The sequence below is a fragment of the Stenotrophomonas sp. YJH_SMC_123 genome (assembly GCF_059368215.1).
Genome location: NZ_JCAFRM010000014.1, coordinates 18,387 through 36,359, shown reverse-complemented (window position 1 = coordinate 36,359; position 17,973 = coordinate 18,387). Strand labels below are relative to the sequence as shown.

General features: G+C 63.3%; 30 protein-coding genes. 29 read left to right on the top strand and 1 reads right to left on the bottom strand.

Annotation, left to right across the window (positions count from 1 at the left end; genetic code table 11):
- The 29 genes from AC5P5W_RS20460 to AC5P5W_RS20320 form a co-directional block, all read left to right on the top strand.
- Positions 1–141 (top strand): EF-Tu C-terminal domain-related protein (locus AC5P5W_RS20460; protein ID WP_487247787.1); only part of this gene is annotated, 141 nt, incomplete at its 5' end.
- Between the two features lie 332 nt (positions 142–473).
- Complete coding sequence (rpsJ, locus tag AC5P5W_RS20455) at positions 474–785, top strand: 30S ribosomal protein S10 (protein ID WP_005408208.1); 312 nt, start codon at positions 474–476, stop codon at positions 783–785.
- Positions 786–796: 11 nt separating this feature from the next.
- On the top strand, positions 797–1,447 hold the full coding sequence (gene rplC / locus AC5P5W_RS20450; RefSeq protein WP_004145336.1) for a 50S ribosomal protein L3: 651 nt from the start codon (positions 797–799) through the stop codon (positions 1,445–1,447).
- 12 nt (positions 1,448–1,459) lie between these two features.
- Complete coding sequence (rplD, locus tag AC5P5W_RS20445; RefSeq protein WP_004145337.1) at positions 1,460–2,065, top strand: 50S ribosomal protein L4; 606 nt, start codon at positions 1,460–1,462, stop codon at positions 2,063–2,065.
- Positions 2,062–2,361 carry a 50S ribosomal protein L23 gene (gene rplW, locus AC5P5W_RS20440; RefSeq protein ID WP_004145338.1) on the top strand — a complete coding sequence of 100 codons (300 nt, stop codon included), beginning with the start codon at positions 2,062–2,064 and terminating at the stop codon, positions 2,359–2,361. Before rplD ends, rplW begins: the two co-directional genes overlap by 4 nt.
- A gap of 10 nt (positions 2,362–2,371) precedes the next feature.
- Positions 2,372–3,199: a 50S ribosomal protein L2 gene (gene rplB / locus AC5P5W_RS20435; protein WP_004145339.1), complete on the top strand. Its 828-nt coding sequence runs from the start codon at positions 2,372–2,374 to the stop codon at positions 3,197–3,199.
- Between the two features lie 6 nt (positions 3,200–3,205).
- Complete coding sequence (gene rpsS / locus AC5P5W_RS20430; RefSeq protein ID WP_005415413.1) at positions 3,206–3,475, top strand: 30S ribosomal protein S19; 270 nt, start codon at positions 3,206–3,208, stop codon at positions 3,473–3,475.
- A gap of 12 nt (positions 3,476–3,487) precedes the next feature.
- Positions 3,488–3,823 carry a 50S ribosomal protein L22 gene (gene rplV, locus AC5P5W_RS20425; RefSeq protein WP_004145348.1) on the top strand — a complete coding sequence of 112 codons (336 nt, stop codon included), beginning with the start codon at positions 3,488–3,490 and terminating at the stop codon, positions 3,821–3,823.
- A gap of 18 nt (positions 3,824–3,841) precedes the next feature.
- The gene (gene rpsC / locus AC5P5W_RS20420; RefSeq protein WP_004145350.1) at positions 3,842–4,576 is read left to right on the top strand and encodes a 30S ribosomal protein S3; all 735 of its coding nucleotides are present in this window, start codon (positions 3,842–3,844) and stop codon (positions 4,574–4,576) included.
- Between the two features lie 5 nt (positions 4,577–4,581).
- Positions 4,582–4,995 (top strand): 50S ribosomal protein L16, encoded by a 414-nt coding sequence (rplP, locus tag AC5P5W_RS20415; protein ID WP_004154486.1) that lies wholly within the window; start codon positions 4,582–4,584, stop codon positions 4,993–4,995.
- A complete protein-coding gene (gene rpmC, locus AC5P5W_RS20410) occupies positions 4,995–5,180 on the top strand; it encodes a 50S ribosomal protein L29 (protein WP_004154487.1) in 186 nt (61 codons plus the stop codon). The genes rplP and rpmC overlap by 1 nt, the downstream gene beginning before the upstream one ends.
- 11 nt (positions 5,181–5,191) lie before the next feature.
- Complete coding sequence (rpsQ, locus tag AC5P5W_RS20405) at positions 5,192–5,461, top strand: 30S ribosomal protein S17 (protein ID WP_004154489.1); 270 nt, start codon at positions 5,192–5,194, stop codon at positions 5,459–5,461.
- Between the two features lie 12 nt (positions 5,462–5,473).
- Positions 5,474–5,842, top strand: a complete 369-nt coding sequence (gene rplN / locus AC5P5W_RS20400) for a 50S ribosomal protein L14 (RefSeq protein ID WP_010483978.1) — start codon at positions 5,474–5,476, stop codon at positions 5,840–5,842.
- A 16-nt stretch (positions 5,843–5,858) separates the two neighbouring features.
- A complete protein-coding gene (gene rplX / locus AC5P5W_RS20395; protein WP_004154490.1) occupies positions 5,859–6,176 on the top strand; it encodes a 50S ribosomal protein L24 in 318 nt (105 codons plus the stop codon).
- 11 nt (positions 6,177–6,187) lie between these two features.
- Complete coding sequence (rplE, locus tag AC5P5W_RS20390; RefSeq protein WP_005415416.1) at positions 6,188–6,730, top strand: 50S ribosomal protein L5; 543 nt, start codon at positions 6,188–6,190, stop codon at positions 6,728–6,730.
- 18 nt (positions 6,731–6,748) lie between these two features.
- Positions 6,749–7,054 carry a 30S ribosomal protein S14 gene (rpsN, locus tag AC5P5W_RS20385; protein WP_005408209.1) on the top strand — a complete coding sequence of 102 codons (306 nt, stop codon included), beginning with the start codon at positions 6,749–6,751 and terminating at the stop codon, positions 7,052–7,054.
- A gap of 257 nt (positions 7,055–7,311) precedes the next feature.
- A complete protein-coding gene (gene rpsH, locus AC5P5W_RS20380; RefSeq protein ID WP_005408210.1) occupies positions 7,312–7,710 on the top strand; it encodes a 30S ribosomal protein S8 in 399 nt (132 codons plus the stop codon).
- An 18-nt stretch (positions 7,711–7,728) separates the two neighbouring features.
- A complete protein-coding gene (gene rplF, locus AC5P5W_RS20375; RefSeq protein WP_014646052.1) occupies positions 7,729–8,253 on the top strand; it encodes a 50S ribosomal protein L6 in 525 nt (174 codons plus the stop codon).
- Between the two features lie 80 nt (positions 8,254–8,333).
- Entirely contained in the window at positions 8,334–8,693 is a 360-nt protein-coding gene (rplR, locus tag AC5P5W_RS20370; protein WP_169411773.1) for a 50S ribosomal protein L18, read from the top strand.
- A 161-nt stretch (positions 8,694–8,854) separates the two neighbouring features.
- Positions 8,855–9,397, top strand: coding sequence for a 30S ribosomal protein S5 (rpsE, locus tag AC5P5W_RS20365; RefSeq protein WP_005408213.1), 543 nt, complete (start codon positions 8,855–8,857; stop codon positions 9,395–9,397).
- A complete protein-coding gene (gene rpmD / locus AC5P5W_RS20360) occupies positions 9,390–9,581 on the top strand; it encodes a 50S ribosomal protein L30 (protein WP_005408214.1) in 192 nt (63 codons plus the stop codon). Before rpsE ends, rpmD begins: the two co-directional genes overlap by 8 nt.
- 6 nt (positions 9,582–9,587) lie before the next feature.
- Positions 9,588–10,031 (top strand): 50S ribosomal protein L15, encoded by a 444-nt coding sequence (gene rplO / locus AC5P5W_RS20355; RefSeq protein WP_004154498.1) that lies wholly within the window; start codon positions 9,588–9,590, stop codon positions 10,029–10,031.
- Between the two features lie 7 nt (positions 10,032–10,038).
- A complete protein-coding gene (gene secY / locus AC5P5W_RS20350; RefSeq protein WP_005415420.1) occupies positions 10,039–11,406 on the top strand; it encodes a preprotein translocase subunit SecY in 1,368 nt (455 codons plus the stop codon).
- A gap of 347 nt (positions 11,407–11,753) precedes the next feature.
- Positions 11,754–12,110 carry a 30S ribosomal protein S13 gene (gene rpsM / locus AC5P5W_RS20345; RefSeq protein WP_004154500.1) on the top strand — a complete coding sequence of 119 codons (357 nt, stop codon included), beginning with the start codon at positions 11,754–11,756 and terminating at the stop codon, positions 12,108–12,110.
- Between the two features lie 11 nt (positions 12,111–12,121).
- Positions 12,122–12,511, top strand: coding sequence for a 30S ribosomal protein S11 (rpsK, locus tag AC5P5W_RS20340; RefSeq protein WP_004145443.1), 390 nt, complete (start codon positions 12,122–12,124; stop codon positions 12,509–12,511).
- A 15-nt stretch (positions 12,512–12,526) separates the two neighbouring features.
- A complete protein-coding gene (rpsD, locus tag AC5P5W_RS20335; protein WP_004145446.1) occupies positions 12,527–13,156 on the top strand; it encodes a 30S ribosomal protein S4 in 630 nt (209 codons plus the stop codon).
- Between the two features lie 55 nt (positions 13,157–13,211).
- Complete coding sequence (locus tag AC5P5W_RS20330) at positions 13,212–14,210, top strand: DNA-directed RNA polymerase subunit alpha (protein ID WP_005408216.1); 999 nt, start codon at positions 13,212–13,214, stop codon at positions 14,208–14,210.
- 190 nt (positions 14,211–14,400) lie between these two features.
- Positions 14,401–14,784 carry a 50S ribosomal protein L17 gene (rplQ, locus tag AC5P5W_RS20325; protein ID WP_005408217.1) on the top strand — a complete coding sequence of 128 codons (384 nt, stop codon included), beginning with the start codon at positions 14,401–14,403 and terminating at the stop codon, positions 14,782–14,784.
- Positions 14,785–15,026: 242 nt separating this feature from the next.
- Positions 15,027–15,533, top strand: a complete 507-nt coding sequence (locus tag AC5P5W_RS20320; RefSeq protein ID WP_005415421.1) for a disulfide bond formation protein B — start codon at positions 15,027–15,029, stop codon at positions 15,531–15,533.
- 104 nt (positions 15,534–15,637) lie between these two features.
- On the opposite strand, the gene AC5P5W_RS20315 is transcribed toward AC5P5W_RS20320, so the two are convergent.
- Positions 15,638–17,761 carry a TonB-dependent receptor domain-containing protein gene (locus AC5P5W_RS20315; RefSeq protein WP_197575582.1) on the bottom strand — a complete coding sequence of 708 codons (2,124 nt, stop codon included), beginning with the start codon at positions 17,759–17,761 and terminating at the stop codon, positions 15,638–15,640.
- Positions 17,762–17,973 lie beyond the last annotated feature (212 nt).

Sequence of the window (17,973 nt, the reverse complement as noted above, 5' to 3'; positions counted from 1 at the left end):
GAAATGGTGATGCCGGGTGACAACGTCAAGATGGTCGTCACCCTGATCAACCCGGTGGCAATGGACGAAGGCCTGCGCTTCGCCATCCGCGAAGGCGGCCGTACCGTCGGCGCCGGCGTGGTCTCGAAGATCATCGAGTAATCTGGTAGTATCTGCGCCCCGATGTTGCCTGGGTAGGGCATCGGGGCGTATCAAATGGGAAAGCAGGCACAGGATGTGCCTTGTGTTCCCCGGACCAGGAAGGGTCAATGCCATTCAGGCGGCGTCAACAGGCGACTGTTGACAGCTGCCTTGCGTGCCATTATGCTTCTACGTCTGGGCAGGCCGGGAAACTGGTCTGCCTACGTTTTTGAGGTCCATGGAGTGACCTTGTCGGCCTGCAGGACTGCGGGCCGTCCGTATTCAGGAATTTCATGGGGCAAAGCAACCCAGAGGCTTTGTCTGTCGCTCTTTTAACGAAGGAACCTACCGCCATGGCGGACCAAAAGATCCGGATCCGGCTGAAAGCGTTCGATCATCGTCTGATCGACCGTTCGGCCAGCGAGATCGTTGAAACGGCAAAGCGGACCGGCGCGCAAGTGCGTGGCCCGATCCCGCTGCCGACCAAGATCGAGCGTTACACCGTTCTCGTCTCCCCGCACGTCGACAAGGACGCGCGTGACCAGTACGAGACCCGCACGCACAAGCGCGTGCTCGATATCGTTGACCCGAATGACAAGACCGTGGACGCGCTGATGAAGCTCGAACTGGCTGCCGGCGTCGACGTTCAGATCAAGCTGACCTGAGGACTACGACCATGACGAAGAAGTATTCGTTGGGCTTCGTGGGCCGCAAGGCCGGCATGAGCCGCGTGTTCACCGAAGATGGCCGTTCCATCCCGGTGACCCTGATCGAAGCAACCCCGAACCGCATCGCGCAGATCAAGACCGTCGAAACCGACGGCTACAGCGCCGTGCAGGTGACCGTCGGCGCGCGTCGCGCTGCCCTGGTCAACAAGCCGGAAGCCGGCCACTTCGCCAAGGCGAAGGTGGAAGCGGGTCGTGGCCTGTGGGAATTCCGCGTTGAAGACGCGCAGCTCGGCGATTTCGCCGTTGGCGGCGAAGTCAAGGCGGACATCTTCGAAGTCGGCCAGATCGTCGACGTCCAGGGTGTCACCAAGGGTAAGGGCTTCCAGGGCACCATCAAGCGCCACAACTTCCGTATGGGCGATGCAACCCACGGTAACTCGCTGTCGCATCGCGCGCCGGGTTCGCTGGGTCAGCGCCAGACCCCGGGTCGCGTTTTCCCGGGCAAGAAGATGTCGGGCCACATGGGCGCGGTGCAGCAGAGCACCCAGAACCTGGAAGTGGTCAAGGTCGACGTCGAGCGCGGTCTGATCGCCGTTCGCGGCGCCGTTCCGGGCGCGGCGGGTGGCGATGTGATCGTCCGTCCGGCGAGCAAGGCATAAGGAGAGATGACGATGGAACTCGTTATCACGGGTAGCAACAACAAGGTCTCGGTCTCCGACGCCGTGTTCGGTCGCGATTTCAGCGAAGATCTGGTCCACCAGGTCGTCGTTGCCTACCGCAACGCCGGTCGCGCCGGCACCAAGGCACAGAAGACTCGCTCCGAAGTGGCTGGTACCACCAAGAAGTCGAAGAAGCAGAAGGGCGGCGGCGCGCGTCATGGCGCACTGACGGCTCCGATCTTCGTCGGCGGCGGTGTCACCTTCGCGGCCAAGCCGCGCAGCTTCGAGCAGAAGGTCAATCGTAAGCAGTACCGTGCCGCCATGTGCGCGATCCTGTCCGAGCTGAACCGTCAGGGCCGTCTGACCATCGTGGAGTCCTTCGATGTCGAAGTGACCAACACGAAGGGTCTGATCGCCAAGCTGGCCGGCCTGGAAGTGGGCAAGCGCCCGCTGATCGTCACCGAAGAAGCGTCCGAGCACCTGTACCTGTCCGCCCGCAATCTGCCGTACGTGCAGGTGCGTGACGTCCAGGGTCTGGATCCGGTCTCGCTGGTGGGTGCCGACACGGTCGTCATCACCGCTGACGCGGTCAAGAAGGTCGAGGAGTGGCTGGCATGAACAGCAACGAAAAAATCTTCAGCGTGCTGCGTGCCCCGCGTGTCTCCGAAAAGACCGCGCGCCTGCAGGAACTCTCCAACCAGTATGTCTTCGAAGTTTCGAACGAAGCCACCAAGGCCGATGTAAAGGCCGCGGTTGAGCAGCTGTTCGACGTCAAGGTCGAAGCCGTCAACGTGGTCAACGTCAAGGGCAAGAACAAGTCCTTCCGTAACCGTGCTGGCCGCCGCGGCGATTGGCGCAAGGCGTACGTTCGCCTGGCCGACGGCCAGTCGATCGATGTAACGGCCAAGGCCTGAGGTACATCCCATGCCATTGATGAAATTCAAGCCCACTTCCCCCGGCCGCCGTTCGGCCGTGCGCGTGGTTACGCCCGACCTGCACAAGGGTGCTCCGCACGCCGCACTGGTCGAGTCGCAGAGCCGCTCGGGTGGCCGCAACCACCACGGCCGCATCACCGTGCGTCACGTCGGTGGTGGTGCCAAGCAGCACTACCGCATCATCGACTTCAAGCGCAACAAGCTGGGCATCCCGGCGCGCGTGGAACGCATCGAATACGATCCGAACCGCACCGCCCACATCGCCCTGCTGTGCTACGTCGATGGTGAGCGTCGCTACATCATCGCCCCGAAGGGCCTGAAGGCCGGTGATCAGGTGATCGCTGGTTCGGACGCCCCGATCAAGGCCGGCAACACCCTGCCGCTGCGCAACATCCCGGTCGGCACCACCATCCACTGCATCGAGCTGAAGCCGGGCAAGGGCGCTCAGATCGCTCGCGCCGCTGGTGCGGCCGTGCAGCTGGTGGCTCGCGAAGGCATCTACGCCACCCTGCGCCTGCGCTCGGGTGAAATGCGCAAGGTTCCGGTCGAGTGCTGCGCCACCATCGGCGAAGTCGGCAACGACGAGCACAGCCTGGAAAAGCTGGGCAAGGCCGGTGCCAAGCGTTGGCGCGGCGTCCGCCCGACCGTTCGTGGTGCTGCCATGAACCCGGTTGACCACCCGCACGGTGGTGGTGAGGCCAAGGCCGGCCAGGGTAACCCGCATCCGGTCACCCCGTGGGGTGTTCCGACCAAGGGTTACAAGACGCGCCATAACAAGCGCACTCAGCAGTTCATCGTCCGCGATCGTAGGGGCTAATCGACCATGGCACGTTCACTCAAGAAGGGCCCGTTCGTCGATCACCACCTCGTCAAGAAGGTGGAGGCCGCTGCGGGCAGCAAGAAGCCGATCAAGACCTGGTCGCGCCGTTCGATGATCCTGCCTGACATGGTAGGCATCACCATTGCCGTGCATAACGGCAAGAACCACATCCCGGTTCTCGTCAACGAGAACATGGTCGGCCACAAGCTCGGCGAATTTGCCATCACCCGGACCTTCAAGGGTCACGGTGGTGACAAGAAGTCGGGCAAGTAAGGAGAGATGACAATGGAAGCGAAAGCCATCCTGCGCACTGCGCGCATCTCCCCGCAGAAGGCTCGTCTGGTCGCTGACCAGGTGCGCGGTCTGCCGGCCGAACGTGCGGTCAACCTGCTGAAGTTCTCGGACAAGAAGGCTGCCCACCTGATCAAGAAGGTGGTGGAGTCGGCAATTGCCAACGCCGAGAACAACCAGGGCGCCGACGTCGACGAGCTGAAGGTTCAGACCATCATGGTTGATGAAGGTCCGACCCTGAAGCGTTTCATGGCGCGGGCGAAAGGCCGCGGTACCCGCATCCTCAAGCGCACCAGCCACATCACTGTGGTTGTGGGCGCCGCCAAGTAAGCGGATAAGGAAAAGACCATGGGTCATAAAGTTCATCCGATTGGTATCCGCCTCGGCATTTCCAAGGACTGGAACTCCAAGTGGTACGCCAACAAGGCCGAGTTCGCCGGTTACCTGGCAGCCGACCTGAAAGTGCGCGAAATGCTGCGCAAGAAGCTGGCCCAGGCCGGCATCAGCAAGATCCTGATCGAGCGTCCGGCCAAGACCGCTCGCGTGACGATCCACACCGCCCGTCCGGGCGTGGTGATCGGCAAGCGCGGTGAGGACATCGAGAAGCTGCGCAAGGAAGTGAGCGAGATGATGGGCGTCCCGGCGCACATCAACGTCACCGAAGTGCGCAAGCCGGAACTGGACGCGCAGCTCGTTGCCGAGTCGATCGCCCAGCAGCTGGAGCGTCGCATCATGTTCCGCCGTGCAATGAAGCGCTCGGTCGGCAACGCGATGCGCCTGGGTGCCCTGGGCATCAAGGTCAACGTTGGTGGCCGCCTCAACGGTGCTGAAATCGCCCGTTCGGAGTGGTACCGCGAAGGCCGCGTGCCGCTGCACACCCTGCGTGCCGACATCGACTATGGCTTCGCTGAAGCCAAGACGACCTACGGCATCATCGGCATCAAGGTCTGGATCTACAAGGGCGAGGTCTTCGATTTCTCCCAGGTTGGCCAGGAAAAGCAGGACGACACCCCGTCGCGCAACGATCGTCACGATCGCGGCGACCGTGGTGACCGTCAGCGCCCGGCCCGTGAAGCGAGGTAACGACAATGTTGCAACCCAAGCGAACCAAGTACCGCAAGGTACACAAGGGCCGTAACGATGGCCTGAGCTGGAGCGCCAACGCTGTCAGCTTCGGCGAATACGGCCTGAAGGCAACCGCACACGGTCAGCTGACCGCGCGTCAGATCGAAGCGGCCCGCCGCTCGATCAGCCGCTACGTCAAGCGCGGCGGCAAGATGTGGATCCGCGTGTTCCCCGACAAGCCCATCACCAAGAAGCCCATCGAAGTTCGAATGGGTTCGGGTAAGGGTAACGTGGAATACTGGGTGGCCCAGATCCAGCCCGGCCGCATGATCTATGAAATCGAGGGTGTTTCCGAGGAAGTGGCTCGCGAGGCGTTCCGCCTGGCCGCCGCCAAGCTCTCGGTCACCACCACTTTCGTGACCCGTACGGTGCGCTGATGGATATCAAAACTCTCCGTGAAAAGTCGGCTGACGAACTCAAGGCCCACCTGATCGACCTGCGTAAGGAACAGTTCTCTGTCCGTATGCAGCAGGTCACCGGCCAGCTGCCGAAGACCCACGACATTCGCCGGGTCCGTCGCGAGATTGCTCGCGTCAAGACCCTGCTCGGCAGCACGAAGTAAGGATGGCCGCTATGAGCGACAATACTGAAAAGAAGACGCTGCGCACGGTCGAAGGCCGTGTCGTCAGCAACAAGATGGACAAGACGGTTACCGTCCTGGTTGAGCGTCAGGTCAAGCACGCGCTGTACGGCAAGTACATCAAGCGCTCGACCAAGCTGCACGCCCACGATGCCGACAACGCCTGCAAGGAAGGCGATGTCGTCCGCGTGACCGAGATTGCTCCGATGTCCAAGACCAAGAACTGGCGCGTGGTGGAAGTCATCACGCGTGCGGCTGAATAAGGAGTCTGAATCATGATCCAGATGCAGAGCTACCTTGACGTCGCGGACAATTCGGGTGCCAAGCAAGTGATGTGCTTCAAGGTGCTGGGTGGTTCCAAGCGCCGTTACGCCGGCATCGGCGACATCATCAAGGTCACCGTGAAGGATGCGATTCCGCGCGGCAAGGTCAAGAAGGGTGAAGTGTATGACGCCGTCGTGGTGCGTACCCGCAAGGGTGTGCGTCGCGCCGACGGTTCGCTGATCCGCTTCGACGGCAACGCTGCCGTCCTGCTGAACAACAAGCAGGAGCCGATCGGTACCCGTATCTTCGGGCCGGTGACCCGTGAACTTCGTTCGGAGAAGTTCATGAAGATCGTCTCGCTCGCTCCCGAAGTGCTGTGAGCGACAGGAGATAATCATGGCTAACCGTATCAAGAAGGGCGACCAGGTTGTCGTCAACGCTGGCAAGGACAAGGGCAAGCAGGGCGAAGTCGTCCGCGTCGACGGCGACCGTGTGGTCGTCGCCAACGTGAACATCGTCAAGCGCCACACCAAGCCGAACCCGCAGGCAGGTGTTGCCGGCGGCGTGGTCGAGCGCGAAGCTTCGATCCATATCTCCAACGTGAACGTGCTGAACCCGGCTTCGGGCAAGGGCGAACGCGTTGGCTTCAAGGTGCTGGAGGATGGACGCAAACTGCGTGTGTTCCGCTCCAGCGGTGAGGCGCTCGACGCCTGAGGAATGTGAAGATGACTTCCCGTCTCGAAAAGATCTACAAGGAAGAAGTGGTGCCGGCGCTGATGAAGCAGTTCGGCTACACCAATCCGATGGAAGTACCGAAGCTCGTCAAGGTCACCCTGAACATGGGTGTCGGCGAGGCTGCCACCAACAAGAAGATCCTGGAAAACGCCGTCGCGGACATGACCAAGATTTCCGGCCAGAAGCCGGTTGTCACCAAGTCGCGTATCTCGGTTGCGTCGTTCAAGATCCGTGATGGTTGGCCGATCGGCTGCAAGACCACGCTGCGTCGCCACAAGATGTACGAGTTCCTGGACCGCCTGATCAACATCTCGCTGCCGCGCGTGCGCGACTTCCGTGGTGTTTCCGGTCGTTCCTTCGACGGCCGCGGCAACTTCAACATGGGTGTGAAGGAACAGATCATCTTCCCGGAAATCGACTTCGACGCCGTCGACGCGATCCGCGGTATGGATATCGCCATCACCACCACTGCGAAGACCGACGCGGAAGCGAAGGCGCTGCTGGCAGCGTTCAAGTTCCCGTTCCGTAACTGATCTGTCGAGGAAACCGAAATGGCAAAGACCTCCATGGTCAACCGCGACATCAAGCGGGAAAAGCTGGCCAAGAAGTACGCTGAGAAGCGTGCGGCTCTGAAGAAGATCGTGTCCTCCGTGGACGCGACCTACGAAGAGAAGATCGACGCCGCAACCAAGCTGGCCAAGCTGCCGCGCGATTCGTCGCCGAGCCGTCAGCGCAACCGTTGCGAGCTGTCGGGTCGTCCGCGTGGCGTGTACAGCAAGTTCGGCCTCGGCCGCAACAAGCTGCGCGAAGCCACCATGCGTGGCGACGTCCCGGGCCTGCGCAAGGCCAGCTGGTAATCCCAGCCGGCCCTGCGATCAGCAGCCCCTGCGGGGGCCGCTGAACCGGGGAGGGGAGGCGTTCAGCTTCCTTTCTGCGAAAAAACCCGAAGAGCCCGACGCAAGTCGGGCTCTTTTGGCGTATACTCCCGCGTCTTGCCCTGTGCAGACGGGGTTGTAGGAGTGGGCCTGGCCCGCTGCATCAAGGGACCTGGCCCGTTTCCAGGAGACAACAGATTTTCGCGAAAGCGGATATCGGTGCACTCAAAGGTACTCATATGAGCATGACTGATCCCATCGCCGACCTGCTGGTCCGCATCAAGAATGCGGCCGCAGTTGGCAAGCAGACGGTGAAAGCCCCGTCGTCCAAGATCAAGGTTGCGATCGCCCAGGTCCTGAAGGACGAGGGTTACATCACCGACCTGCGCGTGACCCAGCTGGAAAACAACAAGTCCGAGCTGGAAATCGTGCTGAAGTATTTCGAAGGCAAGCCGGTCATCGCGACCCTGAAGCGCTTCTCGCGTTCGGGCCTGCGCCAGTACCGCGGCAAGAGCGAGCTGCCGAAGGTCATGAACGGCCTGGGTATCTCCATCATTTCCACCTCCAAGGGCATCATGACTGATGCGCAGGCGCGCCAGCTGGGCGTCGGCGGCGAAGTCCTGTGCTTCGTGGCCTAAGGCGAAAGGAGTAGAACTATGTCCCGCGTAGCCAAGAAGCCGATCACCCTGGGTAAGGTTGAACTGAACGTCCAGTCGGACAGCGTCACCGCCAAGGGCCCGAAGGGCACCCTGTCGCTGGCCAAGCCGGCCGGCATTGCCATCAACGTCGACAATGGCGTTGCCACCCTGAGCACCGAGAACGCCGAGCTGGTCGCACTGACCGGCACCGTGCGTGCGATCCTGTCCAACATGGTCAAGGGCGTGTCCGAAGGCTTCGAGCGCAAGCTGGAGCTGGTTGGCGTGGGTTACCGCGCTGCCATGCAGGGCAAGGACCTGAGCCTGTCGCTGGGCTTCTCGCACCCGGTCGTGTTCGTGGCGCCGGAAGGCATCACCATCACCACCCCGACCCAGACCGAGATCCTGGTCCAGGGCGCTGACAAGCAGGTCGTCGGTGAAGTCGCCGCCAAGATCCGTGCGTTCCGCAAGCCGGAGCCGTACAAGGGCAAGGGCGTGAAGTACTCCGACGAAGTCATCATCCGTAAGGAAGCCAAGAAGGCGTAAGTGCGATTCCCTCGCAAGAGCCCGCACATCCATGTGCGGACTCCTCAGGGAGAAGCCCATCCTTCAGCTTTCAAGGAATAATCAAAATGAACAAGAACATCGCCCGCCTGCGTCGCGCCAAGTCGACCCGCGCCCACATCCGTGAGCTCGGCGTCGCCCGCCTGTCGGTGCTGCGCACCGGCCAGCACCTGTACGCCCAGGTCTTCACCGCTGACGGTTCGAAGGTGCTGGCTGCCGCCAACACCACCCAGACCGACGTCAAGGAAGGCCTGAAGAACGGCAAGAACGCCGATGCCGCTGCCAAGGTTGGCCGCATCGTCGCCGAGCGCGCCAAGGCCGCCGGCGTCGAGAAGGTTGCCTTCGATCGTTCGGGCTACCGCTACCACGGCCGCATCAAGGCCCTGGCAGAAGCGGCCCGCGAAGCCGGCCTGCAGTTCTAAGGGACAAGGGCAGGGGGCCGATGGCCTCCTGCCTGCCTGCTCGCCAGCCTGAGCGAGGCTGGACGGCGCCGCTCTTCTGCAGTGGCCCACCGGAACAACGCGTCACTCCACAACCATAAGCGGCCTCGAGCCGTACATACCCAAACAACCAAGGAATCAACATGGCAGAAGAGCGTCAGCAGCGGGGTCGCGATCGCGACCGTAACCGCGAAGAGAAGATCGACGACGGCATGATCGAAAAGCTGGTCGCGGTCAACCGCGTCAGCAAGACCGTCAAGGGTGGCCGCCAGTTCACCTTCACCGCCCTGACCGTTGTCGGCGACGGCGAAGGCAAGGTCGGTTTCGGTTATGGCAAGGCCCGCGAAGTGCCGGTCGCCATCCAGAAGTCGATGGAACAGGCCCGCAAGAACCTGGTCAGCGTTGACCTGAACAACGGCACCCTGTGGCACACCATCAAGGATGGTCACGGCGCAGCCCGCGTGTTCATGCAGCCGGCTTCGGAAGGTACCGGCGTGATCGCCGGCGGTGCCATGCGCGCCGTGCTGGAAGCCGTTGGCGTGAAGAACGTGCTGGCCAAGGCCACCGGTTCGCGTAACCCGATCAACCTGGTGCGTGCCACCGTGAAGGGCCTGTCTGCTGCGCAGTCGCCGGCTCGCATCGCGGCCAAGCGCGGCAAGAAGGTGGAGGAACTCAACCATGGCTAATGAGTCCAACAAGACTGTGAAGGTCCGCCTGGTGCGTGGCCTGCGTGGTACCCAGTCGCGTCACCGCCTGTCGGTGCGTGCCCTGGGCCTGAACAAGCTCAACGATGTGCGTGAACTGAAGGACAGCCCGCAGGTACGCGGCCTGATCAACAAGGTTCAGTACCTCGTCCAGGTTGAGGAGTAATCGACCATGACTCTGCGTCTCAATGAACTGAGCCCGGCACCGGGCGCCCGCACCGAGCGCACCCGCGTCGGCCGCGGTATCGGCTCGGGCCTGGGCAAGACTGCCGGCCGCGGCCACAAGGGTTCGTTCGCCCGTAAGGGTGGCGGCAAGATCAAGGCTGGCTTCGAAGGCGGCCAGACCCCCATGCAGCGTCGTCTGCCGAAGATCGGCTTCCGTTCGCCGATCGCCAAGGACACCGCTGAAGTGCTGCTGTACGCGCTGGACAAGCTGCCGGCCGGTGAGATCGATTTCGCTGCCCTGCGTGCTGCCAAGCTGGTCCCGAGCACCGCAAAGAAGGCCAAGGTCGTCGTCAAGGGCGAAGTGACCAAGGCGTTCACCCTGAAGGGTATTGCTGCCACGGCGGGTGCCAAGGCTGCAATCGAAGCTGCCGGCGGCAGCGTAACGGAGTAAGAAAATCATGGCGCAAGCTGGCATCGGTAACCTCGCGGGCGGAATGGGCAAGTTCACTGAACTTCGCCAACGTTTGCTGTTCGTCGTCGGGGCTTTGATCGTCTATCGCATCGGCTGCTACGTGCCGGTGCCGGGCGTCAATCCCGATGCCATGCTTGCCATGATGCAACAGCAGGGCGGCGGCATCGTGGACATGTTCAACATGTTCTCGGGCGGCGCCCTGCACCGTTTCAGCATCTTCGCGCTGAACGTGATGCCGTACATCTCGGCATCGATCGTGATGCAGCTGGCCGTGCACATCTTCCCCGCCCTGAAGGCGATGCAGAAGGAAGGTGAGTCCGGCCGCCGCAAGATCACCCAGTATTCGCGCATCGGCGCCGTGCTGCTGGCAGTGGTGCAGGGCGGCTCGATCGCGCTGGCCCTGCAGGGCCAGGTCTCGCCGTCGGGCGCTCCGGTCGTGTATGCGCCGGGCATGGGCTTCGTGCTCACTGCCGTGGTCGCACTGACCGCCGGCACCATGTTCCTGATGTGGGTCGGTGAGCAGGTCACCGAGCGCGGCATCGGCAACGGCGTGTCGCTGATCATCTTCGCCGGTATCGTGGCGGGCCTGCCGGGTGCGGTCATCCACACCTTCGATGCCTACCGCGACGGCAACATCCAGTTCATCCAGCTGCTGCTGATCGCCATCGTCGTGCTCGCCTTCACCTTCTTCGTGGTGTTCGTCGAGCGTGGCCAGCGCCGGATCACGGTCAATTACGCGCGCCGCCAGGGTGGTCGCAACGCGTACATGAACCAGACCTCGTTCCTGCCGCTGAAGCTCAACATGGCCGGCGTCATCCCTGCGATCTTTGCCTCGAGCCTGCTGGCCTTCCCGGCCACCCTGGCCATGTGGTCCGGCCAGGCCGCCAACCAGAGCAGCTTCGGCCAGGTCCTGCAGAAGGTCGCCAACGCCCTGGGCCCGGGCGAGCCGCTGCACATGATCGTGTTCGCTGCGCTGATCACCGGTTTCGCGTTCTTCTATACCGCGCTGGTGTTCAACTCGCAGGAAACCGCCGACAACCTGAAGAAGTCCGGTGCGCTGATTCCGGGCATCCGTCCGGGCAAGGCGACCGCCGACTACATCGACGGCGTGCTGACCCGCCTGACCGCGGCCGGCTCGGCGTACCTGGTGATCGTCTGCCTGCTGCCGGAACTGATGCGCACGCAGCTGAACGCCTCGTTCTACTTCGGTGGTACTTCGCTGCTGATCGTGGTGGTGGTGGTGATGGACTTCATCGCCCAAGTGCAGGCGCACCTGATGTCCCACCAGTACGAGAGCCTGCTGAAGAAGGCCAACCTGAAGGGTGGCAACCGCGGCGGTTTTGCCCGCGGCTGATAGGCCTGTTATACTTTCGTCTTCCTGACGTGATGGTCCCTCCGCTTCGCGGACTCTGGCCACACAAACGAAGGGCGGCCCCCGCAGCGGTTCCGGGTGGGGGTGTGATGAGGTGGTCCCGCGCTGGAGTAGCGCGGGCGGCCCCGGGGGAAACCCCAGGTCCAACCCCATCCGGCGCCGGAGCCTGGGCACACTCCCCAGGCCGGGTTCATGAAACCAATGGTTTCACGGGCTTCCATGTAAACCGGAACCTTGTTAGTATCGCTAGTTCACTTTTTTGATCCATCCTGCCGGATTGGCGTGCCCGAGGCGCGCTGTCGGCCATCACTCAGCTGGAGAACCGCGTCATGGCGCGTATTGCAGGCGTCAACCTGCCAGCCCAGAAGCATGTCTGGGTCGGGTTGCAAAGCATTTACGGCATCGGCCGTACCCGTTCGAAGAAGGTCTGCGAAGTCGCAGGCGTTGCTTCGACCACCAAGATCCGCGATCTGTCGGAGCCGGAAATCGAGCGCCTGCGCGCCGAAGTCGGCAAGTACATCGTGGAAGGCGATCTGCGCCGTGAAATCGGTATCGCGATCAAGCGCCTGATGGACCTGGGCTGCTACCGCGGCCTGCGTCACCGTCGTGGCCTCCCGCTGCGTGGCCAGCGCACCCGTACCAACGCCCGCACCCGCAAGGGTCCGCGCAAGGCGATCAAGAAGTAAGGGACTGAGAAATGGCTAAGCCCGCTGCTAAGACCAAGAAGAAGATCAAGCGCGTCGTCACCGACGGCGTTGCCCACGTCCACGCTTCGTTCAACAACACCATCGTCACCATCACCGACCGCCAGGGCAATGCTCTGTCGTGGGCGACCTCCGGTGGCGCTGGCTTCCGCGGTTCGCGCAAGTCGACCCCGTTCGCTGCCCAGGTGGCTGCTGAAAAGGCCGGTCGTGCTGCGCTGGACTACGGCGTGAAGTCGCTGGAAGTCCGCATCAAGGGCCCGGGTCCGGGCCGTGAGTCGGCCGTGCGTTCGTTGAACAACGTCGGCTACAAGATCACCAACATCATCGACGTGACGCCTATCCCGCACAACGGGTGCCGTCCGCCGAAGAAGCGTCGCGTCTAAAGGGAGCGATAAGAAATGGCTCGTTATATCGGTCCTACCTGTAAGCTCGCCCGCCGCGAAGGCGCCGACCTGTCCCTGAAGAGCCCGGCGCGTGCGCTGGACTCGAAGTGCAAGCTGGAGCAGAAGCCCGGCCAGCACGGCGCCACTGCCCGCAAGGGCAAGCTGTCCGACTACGCCACCCAGCTGCGTGAAAAGCAGAAGGTCAAGCGTATCTACGGCCTGCTGGAGCGTCAGTTCCGCAACTACTACAAGAAGGCCTCGACCAAGAAGGGCAACACCGGCGAGAACCTGCTGCAGCTGCTGGAAACCCGCCTGGACAACGTCGTCTACCGCATGGGCTTCGCCGTGACCCGTCCGGCTGCCCGTCAGCTGGTGTCGCACCGCGGCGTCACCGTGAATGGCAAGTCGGTCAACCTGGCTTCGTACCAGGTCAAGGCTGGCGACGCCATCGCCCTGTCTGAAAAGGCTGCCAAGCAGCTGCGCGTCCAGGAAGCCCTGACCGTCGCCGCCCAGCATGACCTGAGCCCGTCGTGGGTTGAAGTGGATTCCGGCAAGTTCACCGGCATCTTCAAGGCTGTTCCGGATCGTTCGGATCTGCCTGCGGACATCAACGAAGCGCTGATCGTCGAGCTGTATTCGAAGTAATTCACATTGGAGAGCCCCCGGCGACGGCCGGGGGTTCACTAGGAGAACCCGCAACATGACGGTTACCGCCAACCAGGTTCTGCGTCCTCGCGGTCCGCAGATCGAACGCCTTACCGACACCCGTGCAAAGGTCGTTATCGAACCTTTGGAGCGGGGTTACGGGCATACGCTGGGTAATGCCCTGCGTCGCGTGCTGCTGTCGTCCATCCCGGGCTTCGCCATCACGGAAGTCGAAATCGACGGCGTGTTGCATGAGTACACCACGGTCGAAGGTCTGCAGGAGGACGTGCTCGAAGTCCTGCTGAACCTGAAGGACGTGGCCATCCGTATGCACTCCGGCGACAGCGCCACCCTGTCCCTGTCCAAGCAGGGCCCGGGCGTTGTCACCGCTGCCGACATCAAGGTCGACCACAATGTGGAGATCCTGAACGGCGACCATGTGATCTGCCACCTGACCAAGGATACGGCGATCAACATGCGTCTGAAGATCGAACGTGGTTTCGGCTACCAGCCGGCTGCCGCGCGTCGTCGTCCGGACGAAGAAACCCGTGCCATCGGCCGCCTGGTCCTGGATGCCTCGTTCTCGCCGGTCCGCCGTGTCGCCTACGCCGTGGAAGCGGCGCGTGTCGAACAGCGTACCGACCTGGACAAGCTGGTCATCGATATCGAGACCAACGGCACCATCGATGCCGAGGAAGCCGTGCGCACCGCCGCCGACATCCTCAGCGACCAGCTGTCGGTGTTCGGTGACTTCACCCACCGCGACCGCGGTGCGGCCAAGCCGGCCAACAACGGCGTGGATCCGGTGCTGCTGCGCCCGATCGACGATCTGGAGCTGACCGTGCGTTCGGCCAACTGCCTGAAGGCTGAAAGCATCTACTACATCGGCGATCTGATCCAGAAGACCGAAGTGGAGCTGCTGAAGACCCCGAACCTGGGCAAGAAGTCGCTCACCGAGATCAAGGAAGTGCTGGCTCAGCGCGGCCTGTCCCTCGGCATGAAGCTGGAGAACTGGCCGCCGGCCGGCGTCGCCAGCCACGGCATGCTGGGCTGATATCGGTAATGCCTGGAGGCTCCACCGCTCGCGGTGGAGCCTTCAACGCAACACACCATGCCACGACGAACCGCAGGTTCGCGGGCAGGTCGTCCAGGACGGGCGGCCAGGACCAACCGCAGTCCGCGCAGTAACGCCAGGATGGCGACAACGATCCACACAGCCGCATCATTAACCAAGGAATATCACCATGCGTCACCAGAAGTCTGGCCGTAAGTTCAGCCGCACCAGCGCGCACCGCGAAGCGATGTTCAAGAACATGGCCGCCTCGCTGTTCAAGCACGAGCTGATCAAGACCACCCTGCCGAAGGCCAAGGAACTGCGCCGCGTTGCCGAGCCGCTGATCACTCTGGCCAAGGTCGACTCGGTCGCCAACCGCCGTCTGGCCTTCGCCCGCCTGCGCGACAACGAAGCCGTGGGCAACCTGTTCACCATCCTGGGCCCGCGCTACGCGAACCGTCCGGGCGGCTACCTGCGCCTGCTGAAGTGCGGTTTCCGTGCCGGCGACAACGCACCGATGGCCTACGTCGAGCTGGTTGACCGTCCGGTCGTGGCCGAGGAAGTGGCCGAGTAATCGGACCGCTCCAACGCGACACAGCGAAAGCCCGGCTCCTGCCGGGCTTTTGCGTTTCCAAGGGTCGGATCCCTTTCCGCAGGAAAGGGCTCTGACCCCGAGCAGGCAGCACCGCAGGTCAGATCCCTTTGCATTCGCAAAGGGATCCGACCCGCACCGTTCCGACAGGCGTCACCTGTGGCGGTTCGAACGGGGCGCGCTCTCGGTTACGCTTGGCGCCTTGATCCATTCGAGCGTTGACGATGAATCCACTGCGCTGGCCCTTCCGCGCCCAGTTCTTCCTGGGCTTCCTGATCTGCGCGGGCCTGCTCGGCTACGCGATCTTCCTGCAGCTGAAGATGGGCCTGGAGCCGTGCCCGCTGTGCATCTTCCAGCGCCTGGCTTTTGCCGCGCTGGGCCTGTTGTTCCTGATCGGTGCGCTGCACGGGCCGTCCAACCGTCCCGGCCGCGCCACCTACGGCGTGCTCGCCTTCATCGCGGCGGCCGTCGGCGTGGGCATCGCTGCGCGCCACGTCTACGTGCAGATGCTGCCGCCGGAGATGGGCGCGACCTGTGGCCCGCCGCTGAGCTTCCTGCGCGAGACCATGGGGCCGCTGGAAGTGTTCCGCACGGTGCTGACCGGTACCGGCAACTGCGGCAACATCGACTGGACGTTCCTGGGCCTGACCATGCCGATGTGGTCGGGCGTGTGGTTCGTGCTGCTGGCGCTGTGGGCACTGGTGGTGTCGCTGCGCAAGGTCAAGCGCTGAAGCAGGATGGGGTCGGATCCCTTTGCATCGCAAAGGGACCCGACCCCATTCCCGGTGCGGGGTCAGAGCCCTTTCCTGCGGAAAGGGATCCGACCCCTGTCTCGTCAGAAGTCCTGCTGCAGGCTCAGGTAGGCGCCGCGGCGCGGTCCCCATTGCGGGGCGAACACGCCGACACCGCCGCCATCGCGCAGCTGGTAGCTGCGATCCAATGCGTTGATCACGGCCAGCTGCACGTGCAGCGGATGGCCGCTGTCGGCATTGAAATCATGCCCGGCGCTGAGGTTCACCTGCAGGTAGGACGGCAGCTCGCCGCCGTTGGGCACTCCCTCGATATCCGAACGCAGGCCGCTGCCGAACACGTAGTTGGCACCGACCCGGTTGTGCCCGGCGAAGGCGTAGCTGAAGCCCCCCGACGACGTCAGCTTCTGGTCGTGGTCCAGGTGGATCCAGTGGTCGGCCACATAGGCCAGCGCGTCCGGATCGAGGTTGTACTGGCTGGTGATGACCTGGGTGCCGATGGCCTTGTTGTACGCCGCGTTGAAGTAGGCGCTGAACGGACCGCTGCTGTAGTCGGCACTGAACTCCAGCCCACGGATATGGCCGCGGCGGTAGTTGAACGTCGAGTAGATGTAGGCGGCGCCGAACTGGCCTTCGTCCTGCAGACGCGCGACGCGGCGGTCGTACGCGTCCAGGCCCAGGGTCAGGTGTTCACCCAGCTGCTGCGAGACGCCGATGTCGTAGTAGTCGCTGCGTTCGGCCAGCGGAATGTTGTTGCCGCCGCCCGGCTGCTGGTTGGTGGTGCCGTCGTACAGGGCGATATCGCTGCTGGCGATCAACTCACTGGCCGGTGGCGTGAAGTAACGCGAATAGCCGGCATGCACGGTGGTGCTGTCGCTGGCATTCCAGACCGCGCCCAGGCGGGGGCTGAGCTGGCCCTCGGTGCGGCCGAAGGCCTTGTAGCGATCACCACGCAGGCCGTAGTTCACTGTCCAGTCGTCGCCGATCTTCCACTCATCCTGCACGTACACCGCCAGCGTACTGGCGTGGAAGGCGCTGCGGTCTGGAATCAGCAGTGGCGTGGTGCTGGATTGCTGGCCGGCGCCATCGACCGGGAACACCCAGCTGTTGTTGCTGGCGCGCGCATTCTCGTAGTTGCCGTACAGGCCGTAGCGCAGCGTGTGGTCGTTGCCCAGCGGGGTGGAGAAGTCGGCCTGCAGCGTGTTGGCGCGGTTGCTGCGCTGGACCTGGGAGGCGACGCCACTGAATACCAGATCGCCGATGACATCCGGGTTGAACGCCACGTCGCTGTAGCGCTGCCCGGCGGACAGCTGGTAGGCGGTGCCGCCCAGCGTGCCCTGCAGCACCAGCATGCCGAAGCGGGTGGTCTCGCGCTGGGTTTCATCCAGCTGGCTGGAGTCGAAGGTGGTCGTGTCCAGGTAACCGAACTGCGGGGTCTGCCCGGGATTGACCGGGATCTGGAAGCGATTGTTGGCAAAGCCGGCGAACACGCTCAGGCGGGTGTTCTCGTTGACCAGGTAGGTCAGGTCGGCGAAGGCTTTGCCCTGGTGCGTGTCGTCGTGCAGCGGCTTGCGCGAGCGGGTCGGGTTCTCCAGGCCGACCTCGTTCTGGTCGTAGTTGCCGGTCAGGAACCAGCTCCAGCGTCCTTGATTGCCCCACCACGAGGCATTCGGATTGATCTTGCCGAACGAGCCTGCGGTCAGACCGGCGCTGCCGCCATTGCCGAGCTCGGCGCCGCTGCGGGTGGTGATGTCGACCACCGCAGCGGTGCGCTCGCCGAACTGCGCCGGCAGCGCCCCGTCCATCAGGCGGATGCTCTTGATGGTGCGGGCATCCAGGGTCTGGCCGAAGCCGGAGATCGATTCGGGCAGCAGTACGCCGTTGATGCGGTACTGCAGGTTCGCGTGGTCGCCGCGCACGTGCACGCCACCGTAGGAATCCTGGACCACGCCCGGAGCCTGCAGCAGCACCTGGCTGAGCGGCGCGGAGGCACCCAGCGGCTGCTTCTGGATGTCCTCGGCGGTGATCTGGTACTGGCTGCTGCCGATGTCCGGCGACAGCGCATTGCGGGCCTGGTCGAGCTGGGCGCTGACAGTGACCGTGTCGAGGTCCTTCACGGGAGCGGCGGCATCGGCGGCCATAGCGAGGCTGGGCAGACTGGCCAGGGTCAGGGCGAAGGTAATGCCGGTAGCGAGCAGGGAGGGCTTCATGGCAGATAGGCTATGGAAGGGGCCGACGGGGACGGAGTGTTACTTCGTAACAGTGCGTGGCGAATCATGCGCCTGTCCGGGCGGCCGTGACCATGCGGTTTCTGGCCGATCGCGATGCCCTTTCCCCGGCGTTCAGTCATGTGCAGGGCGTGCCCAGCCCTTTGCGCCAGCGGCTGGCTCTGCGACCATGACCGCCCCCCTCCCCGGAAGTC

Bases quoted from the DNA above. Each gene is read 5' to 3' on its own strand.
- rpsE (WP_005408213.1), top strand. From the start codon at position 8,855: ATGGCAGAAGAGCGTCAGCAGCGGGGTCGCGATCGCGACCGTAACCGC.
- secY (WP_005415420.1), top strand. From the start codon at position 10,039: ATGGCGCAAGCTGGCATCGGTAACCTCGCGGGCGGAATGGGCAAGTTC.
- rpsC (WP_004145350.1), top strand. From the start codon at position 3,842: ATGGGTCATAAAGTTCATCCGATTGGTATCCGCCTCGGCATTTCCAAG.
- rpsS (WP_005415413.1), top strand. From the start codon at position 3,206: ATGGCACGTTCACTCAAGAAGGGCCCGTTCGTCGATCACCACCTCGTC.
- rplW (WP_004145338.1), top strand. From the start codon at position 2,062: ATGAACAGCAACGAAAAAATCTTCAGCGTGCTGCGTGCCCCGCGTGTC.
- rplQ (WP_005408217.1), top strand. From the start codon at position 14,401: ATGCGTCACCAGAAGTCTGGCCGTAAGTTCAGCCGCACCAGCGCGCAC.
- rplO (WP_004154498.1), top strand. From the start codon at position 9,588: ATGACTCTGCGTCTCAATGAACTGAGCCCGGCACCGGGCGCCCGCACC.
- rplV (WP_004145348.1), top strand. From the start codon at position 3,488: ATGGAAGCGAAAGCCATCCTGCGCACTGCGCGCATCTCCCCGCAGAAG.
- rpsD (WP_004145446.1), top strand. From the start codon at position 12,527: ATGGCTCGTTATATCGGTCCTACCTGTAAGCTCGCCCGCCGCGAAGGC.
- rplD (WP_004145337.1), top strand. From the start codon at position 1,460: ATGGAACTCGTTATCACGGGTAGCAACAACAAGGTCTCGGTCTCCGAC.
- AC5P5W_RS20320 (WP_005415421.1), top strand. From the start codon at position 15,027: ATGAATCCACTGCGCTGGCCCTTCCGCGCCCAGTTCTTCCTGGGCTTC.
- rpsN (WP_005408209.1), top strand. From the start codon at position 6,749: ATGGCAAAGACCTCCATGGTCAACCGCGACATCAAGCGGGAAAAGCTG.
- rplC (WP_004145336.1), top strand. From the start codon at position 797: ATGACGAAGAAGTATTCGTTGGGCTTCGTGGGCCGCAAGGCCGGCATG.
- rplN (WP_010483978.1), top strand. From the start codon at position 5,474: ATGATCCAGATGCAGAGCTACCTTGACGTCGCGGACAATTCGGGTGCC.
- rplF (WP_014646052.1), top strand. From the start codon at position 7,729: ATGTCCCGCGTAGCCAAGAAGCCGATCACCCTGGGTAAGGTTGAACTG.
- AC5P5W_RS20330 (WP_005408216.1), top strand. From the start codon at position 13,212: ATGACGGTTACCGCCAACCAGGTTCTGCGTCCTCGCGGTCCGCAGATC.
- rplB (WP_004145339.1), top strand. From the start codon at position 2,372: ATGCCATTGATGAAATTCAAGCCCACTTCCCCCGGCCGCCGTTCGGCC.
- rpsK (WP_004145443.1), top strand. From the start codon at position 12,122: ATGGCTAAGCCCGCTGCTAAGACCAAGAAGAAGATCAAGCGCGTCGTC.
- rpsQ (WP_004154489.1), top strand. From the start codon at position 5,192: ATGAGCGACAATACTGAAAAGAAGACGCTGCGCACGGTCGAAGGCCGT.
- rplE (WP_005415416.1), top strand. From the start codon at position 6,188: ATGACTTCCCGTCTCGAAAAGATCTACAAGGAAGAAGTGGTGCCGGCG.
- rpsM (WP_004154500.1), top strand. From the start codon at position 11,754: ATGGCGCGTATTGCAGGCGTCAACCTGCCAGCCCAGAAGCATGTCTGG.
- AC5P5W_RS20315 (WP_197575582.1), bottom strand. From the start codon at position 17,761: ATGAAGCCCTCCCTGCTCGCTACCGGCATTACCTTCGCCCTGACCCTG.
- rpmD (WP_005408214.1), top strand. From the start codon at position 9,390: ATGGCTAATGAGTCCAACAAGACTGTGAAGGTCCGCCTGGTGCGTGGC.
- rpmC (WP_004154487.1), top strand. From the start codon at position 4,995: ATGGATATCAAAACTCTCCGTGAAAAGTCGGCTGACGAACTCAAGGCC.
- rpsH (WP_005408210.1), top strand. From the start codon at position 7,312: ATGAGCATGACTGATCCCATCGCCGACCTGCTGGTCCGCATCAAGAAT.
- rplX (WP_004154490.1), top strand. From the start codon at position 5,859: ATGGCTAACCGTATCAAGAAGGGCGACCAGGTTGTCGTCAACGCTGGC.
- rplP (WP_004154486.1), top strand. From the start codon at position 4,582: ATGTTGCAACCCAAGCGAACCAAGTACCGCAAGGTACACAAGGGCCGT.
- rpsJ (WP_005408208.1), top strand. From the start codon at position 474: ATGGCGGACCAAAAGATCCGGATCCGGCTGAAAGCGTTCGATCATCGT.